This is a genomic window from Desulforhopalus sp. (genome assembly GCA_030247675.1).
GTDB lineage: Bacteria > Desulfobacterota > Desulfobulbia > Desulfobulbales > Desulfocapsaceae > Desulforhopalus_A.
The window spans coordinates 852,133-868,565 of record JAOTRX010000002.1 but is presented as its reverse complement, the minus strand read 5'-3'; the positions used below and the strand labels follow the sequence as shown (position 1 = coordinate 868,565).

Annotated in this window: 13 protein-coding genes; 2 read left to right on the top strand and 11 right to left on the bottom strand. The window is 59.9% G+C overall.

What is annotated here, in order from left to right:
- Positions 1–227: 227 nt before the first annotated feature.
- The 7 genes from OEL83_03805 to OEL83_03775 are packed head-to-tail and all read right to left on the bottom strand — an operon-like array spanning position 228 to position 8,604.
- Positions 228–1,331: an NTP transferase domain-containing protein gene (locus tag OEL83_03805; GenBank protein MDK9706155.1), complete on the bottom strand. Its 1,104-nt coding sequence runs from the start codon at positions 1,329–1,331 to the stop codon at positions 228–230.
- Entirely contained in the window at positions 1,328–2,338 is a 1,011-nt protein-coding gene (locus tag OEL83_03800) for an XdhC family protein (protein MDK9706154.1), read from the bottom strand. The genes OEL83_03805 and OEL83_03800 overlap by 4 nt, the downstream gene beginning before the upstream one ends.
- A complete protein-coding gene (locus OEL83_03795; GenBank protein ID MDK9706153.1) occupies positions 2,322–4,982 on the bottom strand; it encodes a radical SAM protein in 2,661 nt (886 codons plus the stop codon). Before OEL83_03795 ends, OEL83_03800 begins: the two co-directional genes overlap by 17 nt.
- On the bottom strand, positions 4,975–5,421 hold the full coding sequence (locus tag OEL83_03790) for a C-GCAxxG-C-C family protein (protein ID MDK9706152.1): 447 nt from the start codon (positions 5,419–5,421) through the stop codon (positions 4,975–4,977). Before OEL83_03790 ends, OEL83_03795 begins: the two co-directional genes overlap by 8 nt.
- The gene (locus tag OEL83_03785) at positions 5,418–6,128 is read right to left on the bottom strand and encodes a class I SAM-dependent methyltransferase (GenBank protein ID MDK9706151.1); all 711 of its coding nucleotides are present in this window, start codon (positions 6,126–6,128) and stop codon (positions 5,418–5,420) included. Before OEL83_03785 ends, OEL83_03790 begins: the two co-directional genes overlap by 4 nt.
- Positions 6,125–6,334 (bottom strand): DNA-binding protein, encoded by a 210-nt coding sequence (locus OEL83_03780; protein MDK9706150.1) that lies wholly within the window; start codon positions 6,332–6,334, stop codon positions 6,125–6,127. Before OEL83_03780 ends, OEL83_03785 begins: the two co-directional genes overlap by 4 nt.
- Complete coding sequence (locus OEL83_03775) at positions 6,331–8,604, bottom strand: heterodisulfide reductase-related iron-sulfur binding cluster (GenBank protein ID MDK9706149.1); 2,274 nt, start codon at positions 8,602–8,604, stop codon at positions 6,331–6,333. The genes OEL83_03780 and OEL83_03775 overlap by 4 nt, the downstream gene beginning before the upstream one ends.
- A 26-nt stretch (positions 8,605–8,630) precedes the next feature.
- On the opposite strand from OEL83_03775, the gene OEL83_03770 reads away from it, so the two are divergent.
- On the top strand, positions 8,631–8,783 hold the full coding sequence (locus OEL83_03770) for a hypothetical protein (GenBank protein ID MDK9706148.1): 153 nt from the start codon (positions 8,631–8,633) through the stop codon (positions 8,781–8,783).
- A 45-nt stretch (positions 8,784–8,828) separates the two neighbouring features.
- Here OEL83_03770 and OEL83_03765 read toward each other — a convergent pair whose 3' ends face one another.
- The 3 genes from OEL83_03765 to OEL83_03755 form a co-directional block, all read right to left on the bottom strand.
- Positions 8,829–11,543: a molybdopterin-dependent oxidoreductase gene (locus OEL83_03765; protein MDK9706147.1), complete on the bottom strand. Its 2,715-nt coding sequence runs from the start codon at positions 11,541–11,543 to the stop codon at positions 8,829–8,831.
- A 283-nt stretch (positions 11,544–11,826) separates the two neighbouring features.
- On the bottom strand, positions 11,827–13,827 hold the full coding sequence (locus tag OEL83_03760) for a sigma-54-dependent Fis family transcriptional regulator (GenBank protein MDK9706146.1): 2,001 nt from the start codon (positions 13,825–13,827) through the stop codon (positions 11,827–11,829).
- 338 nt (positions 13,828–14,165) lie between these two features.
- Positions 14,166–14,366, bottom strand: coding sequence for a hypothetical protein (locus tag OEL83_03755; protein MDK9706145.1), 201 nt, complete (start codon positions 14,364–14,366; stop codon positions 14,166–14,168).
- A 17-nt stretch (positions 14,367–14,383) separates the two neighbouring features.
- On the opposite strand from OEL83_03755, the gene OEL83_03750 reads away from it, so the two are divergent.
- Entirely contained in the window at positions 14,384–14,884 is a 501-nt protein-coding gene (locus OEL83_03750; protein ID MDK9706144.1) for a PaaI family thioesterase, read from the top strand.
- Between the two features lie 37 nt (positions 14,885–14,921).
- Here the strand turns inward: OEL83_03750 and OEL83_03745 are convergent, their stop codons facing one another.
- A complete protein-coding gene (locus tag OEL83_03745; protein MDK9706143.1) occupies positions 14,922–16,418 on the bottom strand; it encodes an SDR family oxidoreductase in 1,497 nt (498 codons plus the stop codon).
- Positions 16,419–16,433 lie beyond the last annotated feature (15 nt).

Sequence of the window (16,433 nt, the reverse complement as noted above, 5' to 3'; positions counted from 1 at the left end):
AACTTAATCTTCTTTAGAAGATTGGCAGGAGGATAGATAGTATACAGTATTCATTGTATGCCAAAGGGTAACATATTTCCAAAATATCAGAAGCAAAAAAGAGGTAAAAAACATGAAACCTATCGAGGTTCTTAGGACTGACAATGAGGCCATCAAAAGACCGAAGTCAGAACTTAAACGGATTGGTGGTTTAATTCAGTTCTAGATCTATTTGACCCGTTTGAAATCTAACAACCAAGGTCGTTGGCAAGAATCTCTTCGAGAGGTCGGCCGATGTGTTGCTCGACCATTTCCTGCAGGGCCAGAGCGTTTTGCCGCCGGCCGTTGATGGCCCGGCAGGCGTCGCGGTCGGTGGCATAAAGTTCGAGCTTTTCGGCAAAGCGCTGTTCGATTGGGACGCGTCGGCTGCCGCGGACCAGCTTGTCGGCAAGGCAGACGACCTCTTTTTCGCCGAGGTGGCCGGTGGAGGGAGGGGGGATGTCGCGGTGGCCGGCGACGAGGGGGGCGAGCCGGTCGAGGCCCAGGCGATTGAGCATAGCAGCGCCGCGGATCTCGTGCTGCGCCTGGCCCTTGGCGAGATCGTGGAGAAGAGCGGCGTTATAGACGAGCTGTTCATCAAGGTCCAGCCCATGGCGGTTAAGGGCGCGGGCGAGAATCGTCGCCACTTCGGCCACCGCCAGGCCATGCGCCACGCCCTTTTCCGGCATGACCAGCCGGGCAAGTTCCATGGCCTCCTCTCTCTCGCCCTGGGCAAGGAGGTCGAAGCGCGCCGCAAGGGCGGCAAAGTCCTCGGCGGTGTCGGCATCAAGGAGGATGCCCCGGTCCCAGACGGCTATCTCCCGGCCCGGCTCTTTCTCCAGTAGGGCGCGCAGCCCGCCCCTGCCCTCATAGGTCAGAATGCGCTTCAGCAGCCGGCCGGGGAGCAGCGGCGGATGGCCGGCTTTTCCGGCAAAGGTTGGGGTGACAAGGGTTTTGCCGTCGAAAGCGGCGAGGAGGGCGGCAATGGTCGCCGACCGGACCAGCGGGATGTCGACGGGGAGGATGAACAAGCCGTCCACCCTGAGAAAGTGGCCGGCGGCGAGGCGTACCGACGAATACATGCCCTGGTCGAAGCCGGAGTTGTGCAGGCAGGTGAGACCGCAGCGCTTCGCCTCCTCGGCGACCTCGGCGTGACGATGGCCGGTGACCACCGCCACCTTCTTCACCCCCGCCCGGTTGAACAGTTCAGCACAGCGGTAAAGCAGGCTCCGCCCGCCAAGCTCCATCAGCGGCTTGAAACCGTTCATCCGCGACGAATACCCGGCGGCCAGGATCACCGCGGAAAGTTTCATCCGTTCATCCCGGCGCGAACCTGCACCAACTCGGCCACAATGCTGAGGGCAATCTCCTCCGGGGTGTCGGCGCCGATGGCAAGACCGATGGGACAGTGCACGCGAGCCAGATCGTCGTCGGTAAAACCTTCACCCCGCAGCGATTCATAAACGGCAGCGCGCTTTCTCCGGCTGCCGATCATACCGATGTAGCCGGCGGTAGTGCGCAGGGCCTGGGCCAGCACATCCCGGTCATGGAGGTGACCGCGGGTGACGATGATCACATAATCGTCGGGCCCGAGGTCCCCTATGCAATCGCCAAAAGATTCAAGGACCCGCACCTTGCTTGCCTGGGGGTAGCGTTCGCTATTGGCAAATTTCTGGCGGTCATCCATGACCACCACCTCAAAACCGGCAAAAGCAGCAATTTTTGCCGTAGCAAGGGCGACATGTCCGGCGCCCACCAGGTGGACGCGCCCCGGATGCACCAGCGGCTCGACAAACACCTCCCGGCCCTCATGGACGGCGATAAACGGCGCCCGTCTGCTCTTGCGGAGGAGCTCGTCCCGCAGCTGCACCGGCACATCCCCTTCCCCGGAACCAAGGAGGAGCAGGCGGGGCGGCTGGTTGTCATGGGGCAGCAGGGTGAGGAGCAGCGGGCGTTTGCCAAGGAGATAGTCGCTTTGCAGGGTGCGCAGCAGGGGCAGCGACTCGGGATCGACTACATGCAGCAGAATTGCCACCGAACCGCCGCAGACCATGCCCTGTTCGGCGGCGGAGGTGGCGTTCAGTTGAAAGTCCAGTTCGGCAAAGGCCGGTCCGCCACGCAGAAGCTCCCTGGCCTTCGCCTGACAGGTCCCTTCGACGGCACCGCCGCCGACACTGCCGTAGGTGGTGCCGTCGGCCAAAACCAGCATCCGGGCACCGGAGGTTCGGGGTGCCGAGCCGAGGTTGTGGGTAATGGCGCAGAGCACCACAGATTGTCCCTTCACCAGGGTATTGATGAGCGTATCAAGAATCTGCTGCATGCTGTTCTCCCGTCGCGCGTTGATCAAGGATGGTGCGTTTAACCGTATGGGTGGCGGCAAAACCGTTCACCCGGCGAATCATCCCGATCAGAAGTTTCTTATTGGTACAACTATCGCTTATCGCCGGAATCTGCAGAAGCATCCGGCGGATTTCCTCTTCGAAATTGACTGTGGCAGCCGTGGCGACATAATCGACCAGGAGCCGATCCGGATTCGCTCGCTCCAGGCTGACCCGGTAATCAAGCAAGCCCGGGATCTCAAACAGCAGATCGTCCACATCCTGGCTGAGCAGCAGGCCACCCGCCAGCCGGCTGCCGGCAAGACGGCCGCGGATATGGTCCAGCCGGGCTGTTGTCCCGCCGCAGCGGCAGGGGGAGCGGTCAAGGCTCGCCATATCGCCGGTCCGGTAGCGGATGAGCGGCATGGCCTCCCGGCCAAGGGTGGTTATCACCACCTCGCCGACCCGACCATCAGGCATAACCTCGCCGGTGCCCGGATCGATGATCTCCACCAGCAACTCCGATTCGCGGATATGGCAACCCTTATGCACGAAGCATTCCACCGCGCCGCCAAGGCCTGATTCCGTCGCCCCGTAATGCAGAAAGGTCCGGCAGCCGCAGACCGCCTCAATGCGGCGGCGCAGGGCCGGAGCGGCGTAATCGGAACAGAGCAGCATCGATTTCACCAGGCCATGGCCGATATGGTGGGCGACGGCGAGCAGGTGCTGGGGCAGGCCGACGAGGCAGTTCAGCTTTCTTTCATCAATAATCTCGGCCACCGTCGCCAAAGGCTGCGGCGGCCACAGTCCTTGGGCGGCGATCCCGCCATCCTGAAGGGCCCGGAGGAGGAGGTCGCCGACACTGTCCGGTTGGACGAAGGGCAGCAGCACCAGCACCCGGTCGTCATCGCCCATCAGGCTGTGCATGCCGTGGAGAAAAAACTCCCTGGTGGCAAGCAGATCCTCGGCCGTAAAGGATACACGTTTAGGCACTCCGGTACTCCCCGAGGTCTGCATGGTAATAACACGTTTCACCTGGCTTTGCGAGACCGAGAGCAGCCGATGGGCCTGGCCTGCGATGTCGCCTGCCGTCAACAGCGGTATCCGGGCCAGGTCGGCAAGGCTCCTCAGCTCTTCCGGGACAAATCCCGCCAGGCGCTCCCGGTAAAAGGGACTATTTGCCTGGACATGGCGCAGGGTTCGGCGCAGGCTATCCAGCTGGGCACTTTCCAGTTGCTCACGGCGAAGCGGCCCGTTCAGGCCCAAGCGGGTGGCGACCAGACCGTCCACCGGGGTAATTTTTTTTGCCGGTGATTGTCGGCGAGGCCGGTGCAGGGACCGTCCATCCCGGGCGGTCAGGTTGAAGCTGCAGAAGGGAATGAGGCGTCCGCCAGGCTGCGCGACATGGATACAGCAGCCCCGCAACCGCTCAAGGTTCAGGCTCCAGGCATCCTGAAAGGCCATGGCCGAGACCGTGAAGGTATGGCTGCGGGCCCTGCGCAAAAAGACATCGAGGTCGCCAGCCGGCGGGTGGCCCGCGGTATCGACTGGCATTGGGGCCGGCCCCCACTGCCGGGCCGTGACGGCAATGGCGGTAGCCGCCCCGGCTTCGGCGGGTCTCGGAGTACAATCGCAGGTGGCCTGGCCGAGCCGTTGCAGGCTTTTGTCCTCCAGCACCAGGTATTTGGCTGAAAATGAGCAGAGGGCATGTTCGCAGCCCGGCGGCCGGAAATCGTCGGTTTTCAGGAGCCCCTCGCTCTGCCCGGCAAGACCTGTCATAATCTCCGGCAGGGTGATGTGATCGGGGGTAAACGTTTCCGTGAAGCGCCCGAAATAGCTCATCGGCTGGAAATGGACACCGCGCACATGGGGCTCACGGGCCAGGCCAAAGCGTACGATCTCCCAGAGTGTATCGGCATTGACGCCGCGCACCAGGGTCGGCACCAGGACAATGGTCAGTCCGGCAGCAGAGAGGGCATCGATGGCCCGAAGCTTTTCAGCCAGCAGACTGCGACCGCGCAGGGCGGTGTAGATCTCGTCGCCAAGCCCGTCAAACTGCAGAAAGACCGAAGAGAGCCCGGCATCGCGCAGCCTTCCTGCGAGTCCTCGGTCGCTTGCCAGGGCAAGGCCGTTACTGTTGAGCTGGATAAAGGTGAAACCGGCCTTTCTCGCCGCTGCGACAATCTCCGGCAGGTCTGGGAGGACGGTCGGCTCACCGCCGGAGAGTTGCAGATTGCAGCCGCCGGTCTGGTCGATGATCTCTTTAAACATCCTGGTAAGCGTCGCCAGGTCGGGGTCCGGGCCGGAGTCGCCGCTATCTGCGAAACAGACCGGACAATGCAGGTTGCAGCGCGAGGTGATTTCCACGAGAACGGTGCAGGTCCGCTGACCGTGGGCCTCGCACAGGCCACAGTCGTACGGACAGCCCCTGGCTGCCGGTACGCGGTTACCGCCGGAAAAAGGTATCTTGGGCCGGACCCAGCTGGAAAAGGACGGCTTTCCGCGCCATAGGGTCGCTGAAAACGGACCGTGGTCGGGACAGGACTTTTCCAATCGTACCCGGTCTCCATCGCCTACCAGCCGTCCGCTGAGACGACGGAGACATTCCGGGCAGACGCTTTCGACCTCGCCAAGAATTTCAGTCATTTCTCGAATCGGCCGGATCAAAACCGTTTTCCACAAGAATAGCCATGGTTTGCCCGAAACACTCCTCGATAAGCTTGCCGCAAATGGCCATATCCGGCTTGAAATCATCGACGATATCGGCGCACTTGCTACCGCCGAATTTACCGACCACAACGCCCTCGAACCACTGTTCCAGGGCCGCCAGCATCAGCGGCAATCGTTCATCCGCCTCGTCATCAGCCAGGCCTTTACCGGCATAGAGCCCGAGAATACAGGCGGCTCCAGTGAACACACCGCAGGTGCCTCTTTGGGACAGGGAACCCTTGCACAAACCGGTCATGGCCCGCAGCAGTCCGGGGTTTTCACTGCCCTGGATGTCCAATGCCATATGCATCATGATCTGGCTGCAGCAAAAGCCTTGATTCTTCAGTCGCAAGATATCCAGTTGCATCTCGTTCATGACCTGCTCCTTTTAGCAATAAGTAGAAAAAGACCGGGACGGGTGGCGGCGCTCGCCGCACAGGCAGCAGAGGCCTGGCCTGCGTCTCCGGTTACCGCCTGCCAGAATGCCTGCAGGGAACCGTGGGCAAAAACAAACTCGGCGGCGGTGTGGGTGAGTAACCGGCTATGGTCCTCCAGGACAAGGATTTCAAAACCGGCGGCACCGACCATTTCCGCCACCGCAGGGAGACCGGTGGCCCCGGAAAAACAGCAGGGTACCGGCCATGCCACGCTGTCTTCACTATTTACCTGGGACCTGGCAAAGATATCGGTGAGGGCGAGATATCCACCCGGCCGTAGCGTTCGGGCAAATTCGCCCAGGGTCCGGTGGCGATCGGTGAGATTCCAGACGCATTCGCAGAGGAGCATATCAAGGCATGCATCCGTCAAAGGCAGATTTTGCAGATCAGCCCTGGCCACCGGAAAATTACCCAGGCGGGCCTCGCCCAGGAATTCCGCCTCAAGATCAAGACCGATGACGGTACGGATACCGTATTGCCGCAGAAGCCGCATGCTTGTGCCGAGTCCACAGCCGGCATCAAGGACAGTACTGGCCATTGCCGGCGATGTAAGCTGAAGAATCCGTCTGGTGAGAGTATCGCCTCCCGGTCGCAGAGAAGCGCCCAGACCTTCCCGAACGGCGGTGGCGAGATACAACGGTTTCATTTGTCTTCGAGGAGCTGCTCTACTTCAAGAATCCGCCCAAGGGCCAGATCCTCGGCAATGAGCACCGCCGAACACCTGGGACACACCGGCAATTCGACCTTAAAGACATTGTCCATATACTGCAGTTCGACCATGCCGGGCTGCAATGGTATCCCGCAGGGCTGACAGATCCAGTTCATATCGGTCGGTAGAAATCTAAGACTCATGCCCTTTCCCCTCCCCCGCGTATCACCATGCGATGGCTCCAGCAGCGGTCGATGTGGTACACCTCTGCCACCAGCTTGTATTCGACCCAGAAGGTCACCTCGCCAAGGCGGGCCGAGGCGATCCGCCGGTCGCTGGCGCCATGGGCAAAATATGCTCCCCGCTCGTTACTCTTATAGAGCACTTGACGGATGTCATCTTCAAGGATGCGCCGTTCTTCAAGAAGGGCTGCCACCTCATTGGTAATGTCGAGGTTGAGGGACAGCCAGGGCGGTTGTTCTTGACCTTCCGCCTCGGGATATCTGGACAGCACCTCTGCCTTGAGCATCCGCCTGTTGGCCCGGCGGGCCGAGATGGAGGCCGGGGCCTCGCCCGCCGGATGGGCCGTATCGGCAAAGAGGATATCGAGCAGATGCAGCACCGGTCTGCCGGTTTTTGCCAGCTGATCCCGACACATGGCGCAGTAGGTGAGAAAGACCTCGTCAGACTCAGCTACCCGTGCCTCGCGGACTTTTTTGGCGGTGGCCGGGGCGGCACCCTCCATCAGCCCGCCAAAGCCGCAGCACTCAGTCATTGCCCCGGACATCGGCAGAGGGGCAAGAGCTTGGCCGGTGGCGGCAAGGAGGCTGCGAACGGCACTCCTGGTTTCCTCGTCGTGCCTCGACGTACAGGGGTCGGAGAGCGCCAGGGCCGGGAAAACCGCAGCACCCGCAACCGGTTTCTGTGCCAACATTGTCCAAACCGATGCCACCTCAATCTGCGGCAAATGTTCCCGGAATATCTTCAGACAGGTAGAACAGGCCATCAGGATCTTCGGGCGCCCCATGGTCACCCAGATTTCCTCCAGCCGTGTCGTCATTGCCGAGAATTCCTCTGTTCTTCCAGCCCAATGGCCAGGAGCCCCACAGCAGTCGAGCCATATACCGGTGGCCGGTTCCAGCTCAAGCATTCGCTCATAAAGGCGCAGTGTCTGCTCCGGCCGGATTCCGGCCAGCTGGCAACCGGGAAAGAGCATCGCGGAGCTTACCGTCTGTCCCGGGGCGTGGCGGGCCAGAGCCGTTTCGCCGGTGGCGGCGCGCATCTCTTCCAGAGCAAACCAGTGGGCCGAGGCAGGCATACGGTTTTCCCGGACCATCTGCTGCCGGGCCTCCAGGCAAAGATCAGCCATCGAGAAATCCTTCGGACAGATGGTCTCGCATTGCCCGCAAAGCGAGCAGCTGTTGATAAAATGATTGGCCTGATGGATGCCCTTGACGATGGCTGAGTTGTTATAGACGCGTCGCGCGTAGGTCTTGGGATAGGCCTTATATTCCGCCAGATAGGCGCAGTGGCGGACGCATTCGAGACACTGGCAGTTGATGCACCGTCCGGCCTCCCGCACCGCCTCCTCCCGGCTGAAACCGCCGGGATCAGCAGGTACTACCCGCTCGCGGATGGCAACATCCTTCGTCTCGGTAAAAAGCTCGGTGTGCCCGTGCCGCAAGGCCACCCTGCTGGCGGTAAGCGATGCCCCCTGCAGATAGCGGTCGATGGAGACGGCCGCCTCCCGCCCCTGAGACACGTCGGTGATAAAGCGGTAAGGATGGTCAAGGGCACTCAGGCCGCCGGTGAAAAGCCCCGGCTCGGCAAGGGCAAAGGTCTGCAGGTCAGGATCAGTGAGATCGACCCTATGTCCCGCAGTAAGACTGTCATCCTGGCCGATATAGGTGGCGTCACCGGCACCGTGTATGGCATCCCGATCGGCAACCTGGTAAAACTCCACACCCAGGCCGACGAGCCTTTTCAATTCCTCTTCCAAAACTGCGGCGGGCAACACTGCCTCGGGCAAACTGCCCAGCCATCCTCCCGGAGTTGGATCTTGGTGGTAAAGGGCAATGGCATAGCCTTTCTTAGCGAGATCAAAGGCCACGGTCAGGCTGCTCGGCCCACCGCCGATGACGGTCACTTTCTTATTCCGGGGCGGCAGGCGGAAGACTTTCCCCTTAACCGGTGCCCCCGCCACACAGACCCGCTCAAGGCCACCAATGGCGAGCGGACCGCCAAGGGGACCTCGCACACAAAAATTTTCGCAGGGGGCCTCACACAGACGGGCGACGATGCCGGCAAGGGGCATGCTTTTTTCAAGAATGGCCCTGGCGCCGGGGATATCGTCCCCTGCCATGGCCAGGGTAAAGGCCCGGGCATCAACAGAAAGCGGGCAGCCAGCCCGGCAGGCCGGCGGCTCTTCCTGGATACACCGGGCCTCCCAATCACGCAGTTCTTGTTGCTCCATGGCCTTTTTCGCTTAGCGGAGATGAAATGAAAAAATATGGCCCTCCGGACGATGCTGGCTTGCCCGGAGGGTCGTTGCTCTATGGGCCTTTTGCAAAATCAGGTTTTTCATTCAAGATCAAGGCATGCTCAAAATTTTTCCGCAGGCATATGGTTAATATTCCGAGGATAAAATTTTGAGCATAACGCAGAGGTTGGGCGAAAAAACCATTTTGCATGAGGCTCTTACTTCTTCAAGCCGGCCAACACCTTCTCAGGCAAGGCCGGCAGCCGGGTAATGCGGACCCCGCAGGCGTTATAGATGCCGTTGATGATCGCCGCATGCGGACAGGTCAGCGGCAGTTCGCCGACACCCGAGGCGCCGAAGGGACCATCGGGACGGTGGCACTCGACGTAAATCAACTCCATGTTGTCGGGGATCTGCTTGGTATAGGGGAAGCCGGCGCCAACCATGGTGGAATGCTTTTTAATATCCTCGAAATCCTCGGTAAGGGCAAGGCCTATGCCCTGGGCCAGACCGCCGTACATTTGACCATCAACCACCAGCTTGTTGGCGATCTTGCCGATATCGGCAACGAGGGTCATCTTCTCCACGGTCGTCACGCCGGTTGCGATGTCAACCGCCACCTCGGCCATAAAGACGCCGTACATATAGCAGACGAAGGGCTTACCTTGGCCGTTTTCGTCGCAGGCAGTGCCAGGGGCGGTCCATTTGCCCCGGTACTTGGTGGGGATTTTTTCGGCGACCATTTCGGCAAAGCTGCGGTAGCCGGAGGCCTTTTTCATGCCGCCAACAAGACTATCGCAGGCAGCCTTGATCGCCTGCCCTACTACCACCTGGGAGCGGCTGCCGCCGGCCGGACCGCCGTTTGGACAGATCGAGGTGTCGTTAAGGTAAAGCTTGATCTTATCCGGGGCGATGCCCATCGGATGCAGGGCCTCCTGGGCGGTAGCCAGGGCTCCCATGTCCGCACCCTGGCCGTGATCGTGCCAGGTGGTGAAGATCGATATCGTGCCGTCGCTGTTCAATTCGGCATCGGCTTCGGCGCTGTCCGGGCCGTCGAGGCCGCTGCCGTAGACACCAAGGGCGACACCGACGCCGCGTTTGACCGCTGCAGTGGAGGCCTCTTTGGCATTTTTCAGGGCTGCCTGGTATTTAGGCCGAAGGGTATCGATCAGCTCCTCCAGGCTGAGGACCTCGGGAACCTGGCCGGTCGGGGTGGTTTCACCCTTGCGGTAGACGTTCTTGTAGCGCAGTTCCAGTGGATCGATGCCGAGTTTTTCCGCCAGCTCGTCCATCAGCACCTCGGAGGCGAACTCCGACTGGGGTGAACCATAGGCCCGGAAGGCCGAGCCCCAGGCATGGTTGGTGCAGACGGTGCGGCCGATGCCGCGGATATTGGCGATATCGTAGCCGGAACCGATGAACTGGGCACCGCGCAGGGTCAGCAGATCACCGAATTCCGAATAGGGCCCATGGTCGACCGACCAATCGGATTCCATGCCGAGCAGCTTGCCGTCTTTGGTTGCCGCCAATTTCAGGTTGATAAAGAACGGCGAACGCTTACCGGTGTAGGTCTGCTGCTGGAAGTAATTGTAGCCGAGGAAGACCGGCCGGCCGGTGGCCAGGGCCGCGGCACCCACCAGGGCCTCCATGGTCGGGCTGAACTTGTAGCCAAAGGTGCCACCGGCGGGATTCTGCACCATGACCAGATTCTCCGGCTCGACGCCCAGGCCGGGCGCGATCATATACAGATGCAGGTGCAGGCCGATCGATTTGGAATGGATGACCAGCTTGCCGTCGTCGTTGATATAGGCAAAACCGACATCCGGCTCAATCGGCATGTGCGGTTGACGGCCGACATAGAAATCGTCCTCCACCACCACATCCGCCGCCGCAAAGACCTTCGCGGTCTCCTCGCCCTTGGCGATGCGCTGTTCAAAATAGACGTTGGGGGTGCCCGGATGGATCTCGATGGCGTCCTCGGCCATGGCGGCGAGGGCACTCATATAGGCGGGCAGCTCCTCCAGCTCGACCTTGACCTTGGCCGCCGCCGCTTCCGCCTGCTTCTTGGTGGCGGCGCAGACGATGGCAATGGCGTCACCGAACTGGAAGACCTTCTCGTCGCAGAGGATCGGCCGGTCCCAGCCGTCGCCCTTGTTGGTCGGGAAGGTGATCAGGCCGGTGATGCGGTTTTTGCCCTTGATGTCCTTGTGGGTAATGATCTTGAAGACGCCGGGCATGAGACCTGCTTCACTGGTGTCGATGGATTTGATCTTGGCATGGGAGACTTTTGCCTGCACCAGGGCGAGCTGCAGGGTTTCTTCGGGAAGTTTCAAACCGAGGTCGGCGCCGTAATCGCAGGTGCCGGTGACCTTGGCAAGGGCCGATGGACGGGGGAACTTGGTGCCCCAGATCCGGCCGTCGGCGGGGATCTTGAAGGCCAGTTCATCGATACTCATCTCGCCGCGCAGCACCTTGGCTGCATCCATGGTCGCATCGACCAGCGGTTTGTAGCCAGTGCAGCGGCAGGCGTTACGATGCTTCTGGAACCAGTCACGAACATCGTCGCGGCTGGGCTTTGGATTGCCGTCGAGCAGGCCCTTGGCCGAGACGATAAAGCCCGGGCTGCAGAAGCCGCATTGAGCACCGCCATGGGCCATCCAGGCCATCTGCAGGGGATGCAGGTTGTCCGGGGTACCAATGCCTTCGATGGTGGTAATCTTGGCACCGTCGGCCAACCGCCGCATCTTGGTGGCGCAGGAGCGGGTCACCTTGCCGTCGACCAGGACGCTGCAGGCCCCGCACTGGCCCTCGCCGCATCCCACCTTGGTGCCGGTGAGGCCGAGGTTGGCCCGCAACACATTGGCCAGGCTGTCTTCCCCGTCTACCACCAGTCGCCTGGGGATACCATTGACAACAAACTCTTTTTTGATCATTCGCCAATCCTCCGTATAAAATTTGCCTGCGAGCCGCCCCCTCGTCATGCCTTGGGAGGGCGTGTGACTGTGCACCGTAGAATGGGATGAGGCAAAGAACGTACCAGGGTATGCAGCTGTTTTCGCAACAACAAACAATACGGATGAATTCGTGACGTTACGCACTAAACACTACGACAAAAAGCAGCAATCGGCGAAAATACTCCTGTGAAGCTTCTGTGAATGACCTGTAAAGGAATCCGGAACCCTGCCTCTACACTTTACACACCAGGGTTACAGCTGATCAGTTGGCTATGGCAAGCCGGGTCATGCGATTATAGATGGTCTTTCTTGAGACGCCCAGCTCCCTCGCGACCTGGGTAACATTGCCCTCATGAACATCAAGGAGGTGGAGGATCTGTTGCTTGTCGCGTTCGTTGCGCTGCGATATCCGTTGCCGGCGGTTTACCGGTGGCAGCATTTCCGTGGGTTCCGGGGCGGTTTCCCGCTGCCGGTTGACTATCTCTCCCGGCAGCTGATGGACGCTGACCCGACCGTTGATAGCCAGGTTCCTGGCCCGTTCCACGACATTCTGGAGTTCCCGTACATTGCCCGGCCACGAGTAGGCATAGAGGTAGTGCATCAGGTCGCGATCGACGGTCAGCCGGTGCCCCCTGTCCCGGCAGAGTTTATCGAGAAAGTGCTGAAAAAGCAGAGGGATATCATGGATCCTTTCACGCAGGGGCGGGATGGTTATCGACATGACGTTGAGCCGGTAATACAGATCCTGACGAAAGGTCCCCTTGCGGACCTGCTCAAGCAGATTTTTATGGGTGGCGCAGATCAAGCGCACATCCACCGGAATGACCTTGATACCGCCGATCCGGGTCATCCTTTTTTCCTGAATGACCCGCAACAGGACGGCCTGTTGCTCCAGCGGCATGTCGCCGATCTCGTCGAGAAAGAGGGTGCCGCCGTCGGCCAGCTCGAACTTGCCGGGTTTGCCGCCCCGGCTCGCCCCGGTAAAGGCGCCGTCCTCGTAGCCGAACAGTTCGCTGCCCACCAGGTCTCTCGGGATGGCCCCGCAGTTGAGGGGAATGAACGGCGCACCGCGGCGGCCGCTCTGGTTATGGATGGCCTGGGCAAAAATCTCCTTGCCGGTGCCCGATTCCCCCTGCAGCAGCACGTTGGATGCGGTTTGCGCCGAGAGCTTGGCAAGCTCGACCGCCTCTTCCATCTCCCGGCTTTTGCCGATGATGTCGTCGAACTGGAGGGAAGCGGAATAGCCGCTGAAGCGGTGCACCAGATGCTGCACCGCCTTGATGGGCCGCAGGGTGATGCAGATGCCGGTGACCGACTCCTGTTCGTCGGGTATCGGCTCGGCGGAAACGAGACAGGGGCAGGGGCCGCTGCCGGTTTCGAGATGAATTTCCCTCTCCAGGCTGGCCGTCGACCAGTCAATGGCCCCCCGCTTCTCTCGGCCTTCACCAATAAGCAGCCGGGCAAACCTAACCCCTTTAAGCTCTGCCCGGTTGCGCCCGATAATACGTTCGGCCGCCGGATTAAGCTCGGTAATTGTGCCGTCCCGGTCAAGGATCAGCACCCCATCGGAGACCATGTTGAAAAAGCTGACCAGCTTGCGGTTGGCCATCGCCAATTGGTGGTTTTTTATCCTGATCCGCAGCTGGGCGATGATCGCCTTAGCGGCGGCGACCACCATGCCGAGAGTATGCAGATGGGCGCCTTCGTAGGCCCCGGAGATATCGAGAATCCCGATGAGCCGGTCATCCGGGTCAAAGATCGGCGCGGCGGAACAGGTGAGGCAATGATGTTTGCGGCAGTAGTGTTCCGGGCCGGAAACCTGCACCGGTTTCTGTTCTTCAATGGCGGTGCCGATGGCATTGGTTCCGGCATCCTTTTCATGCCAGGATGCCCCGATAAAGAAGTTGCTGGTGAGGGGCATCTCTCCCGCCCCTTCATCGCCGAATAATTCAAGGATGTAACCGTCCTCGTTGGTCAGGACGACGACAAAGCCGCTGCCCCTGACAATGGCATAGAGGTCGGCCATGAAGGGATGGGCCACGGAAATCAGCCCCTCCCGGAGGCGCAGGGCCTTGGCCAGATCATCACCCTGCAGGCGATCATGCAGGTCCCTGTCGTATGGTTCAACACCGCTCTTAAAGCATCGTTGCCAGGAGCGGAGAATCACCTCGCGTATCTGCGCGATATTGCTGTCGCCGGTATCAATAAAATACCGCCAATGTTTATCAAAAGAACCACTGGTCTCCGGATTGCACAGATCCATCTGGTAATACCCCGTTGCAGAAGTGCCTGTATTTGCCTGTACGCAAGCACCCAAGAAAAATGGTCAGGTCCCCGCTCCTTTAGTTTTGGCCTGAGAAACCTGGAACTCTACTAATTTCTGCAATAAAGCTTCCTCGTATGTGCATGTCAAGGACCTTACATCGAAGCCCTGCAACCAAGGAGAAGAACAACCAGAAGAAACCAATTATTACAATGCCCATGGGCTGCTATCGACAGTGAAGACTTCCGGCGATACGTCGCCGACAGGTATCTTGTGCAGATTTTATGCACGGATTTCTTGACAGGCAATCTTCGGCACACACACTTGTAACATGCTTATCAAGGTATCTTGATGCGCACAAGAAATTGCCCACCAAGCGCCGCTTTGCTTATGCCATCGGAGAATGTCGCCAATGCCATGCCGTTTTTTGAAATATCCCATTGCATCCAGGTCCGTATCATTATAAGGAAGTCAGCAGCAGTCTTTTTTATATTCCTTGTCTTCACAAGAACATGATCATGTATTTTTGCAATTTTCATATCAGATAGGTACAACGATGAACAGCACGGAAAGCCTCCTCTGGAAGCCACTGCCGAATCTCGACAAAGAATGTTTTGGCTGCGGCCCGGAAAATCAATCCGGACTCCATATGACCTTTGAAACCAATGGAGAACAAATCCGAACAAAACTCGTCGTCCCTGCACAGTTCCGGGGATGGAGCAAACTCATCCATGGCGGCGTGATCTCGACCATTCTTGATGAGACGATGAGCTGGGCGGCAATCTTTCTTACCAAGCGCTTCATCCTCACCAAGCAGATGACGGTACAGTTTCTGCGGCCGATATATGTCGGGTCGTCGCTGTGCGGGATTGGTTACATCAAGGAAATGGCCGGAGAACGCCGGGCAATCGTCAAAGGCGAGCTGTTTGATGAACAAGGCAGGCTCTGCGCCACCTCGGAAGGCGAGTTCGTCCTCTTTTCCAAGGAGCAATTCGCCAAGCTGGAGATCCTGCCGGAAGAGGATTTGCGGGCAATGGCGGACAGCTTTGCCGGCTAAAGCAGCAGCCCCCCGGCCTTGACACCCGCCGTGCGGCTCAGTCCTCACCCACCCAGGACGGGCCGCTCAGTACCCGGACCCCGGCGGCCTTGGCCATTTGCTTGAGCATCGGCCGGAACATCAGGGAGTGGGACGGGGCAATCATCCACCAATAGAGGATTCCCCCGATGCCTCGCGGCTCAAAACTTGGGGTCATGCGCAGTTCGGTCGAGCCGTCGGGAAGTCCTTGCACCCGGAACTCCAATAAAGCCTCGCCCGGCGCCAGCATCTCGGCCCGCAGGAGAAGACGGGAACGCTCCTCCACCTCCACCACCCGCCAGAAATCCAAGTGGTCGCCCATAGCCACCGAATCCACATGACGACGCCCCCTGGATAGGCCGGGACCGCCCAGTAGTTCGTCGATGAAGCCGCGCATTCGCCAGAGGAAGGTGCCGAAATACCAGCCGGTATCGCCACCGATGCGTTTGACGACGTTCCAGGCAAGCTCGGGTGGACCGTCAAGGGTGATGGCGAAGGTGTCCCGATGGACCCTGGCCTCCGCCATAGCCTGTTCTCTGGCCCATTCCGGTAGGCGAGTCGATCCCGCGTCAAAGCAGCTGGAGGCCACCTCGTCCTGACTTACCTCATCGAGGGCCTTGATAATGGCCTCGCGGCAGGAAAAGAGCCTTTGCGGAATAATCTTGCGGATCCGTTCATCTCGGCAGAGAATTTCATCGCGCATCCGCTCAATGAGGGGCCGGATAAGGGCCACCGATACCGGAGTGACCAGATTCATCCACCAGATGGAAATGCTGTGGATACGCATCGGCAAAACCAGCACCAGGCGGTGCGGCAGCCCTGCCTCCTCGGCGTACATCCGGAACAGACTGCGCCAGGTGAGGACATCCGGCCCGCCGATTTCATAAATCTCCCCCATTGTCTCCGGGTGTTCCAGGCAACCGGCCAAATACTCGACGACATTGTCGATGTCAATCGGCTGACATTTGGTGTCCATCCACCGGGGGGCGAACATTATCCGTAGATAGCCGCAAAAGGCCCGAATCATCTCAAAAGAGGCCCCACCCGAACCGAGCACCAGCGGCGCCCGCAGCTGGGTGACCTTGGCGCCGCCGAGGGCGAGGATCTCCCCCACCTCGTAGCGCGAACGCAGCTGATTGGAAAGATGGGCGGGATTGCCGAGCCCGGTGAAATGGATAATCCACTCCACGCCTGCCTGGCGTGCCGCCTGTACCGTCGAGTAAGCGATACGCCTGTCAAGTGTGGCATAATCCTCCTCCCCGGGCCTGACCGAATGGACAAGATAGATAATCGCCCGGCAGCCACGCATCGCCTCGGCAAGAACCGCGGTATCCAGGGCATCGGCGACGACAATCTCCAGGTTGGGGTGGTTACCCCAGGAGCGTCCTTGGATTTTGCGGTCGGAGCGTCCAGCGGCGCGGACCTTCCATCCCCGTTCGAGAAGAAGCGGCAGCAGCCGCCCACCCACATAGCCGGTGGCGCCCAATACCAGCACTGGCTTGGTTTTATTATCCATCTCAATATCTCCTTA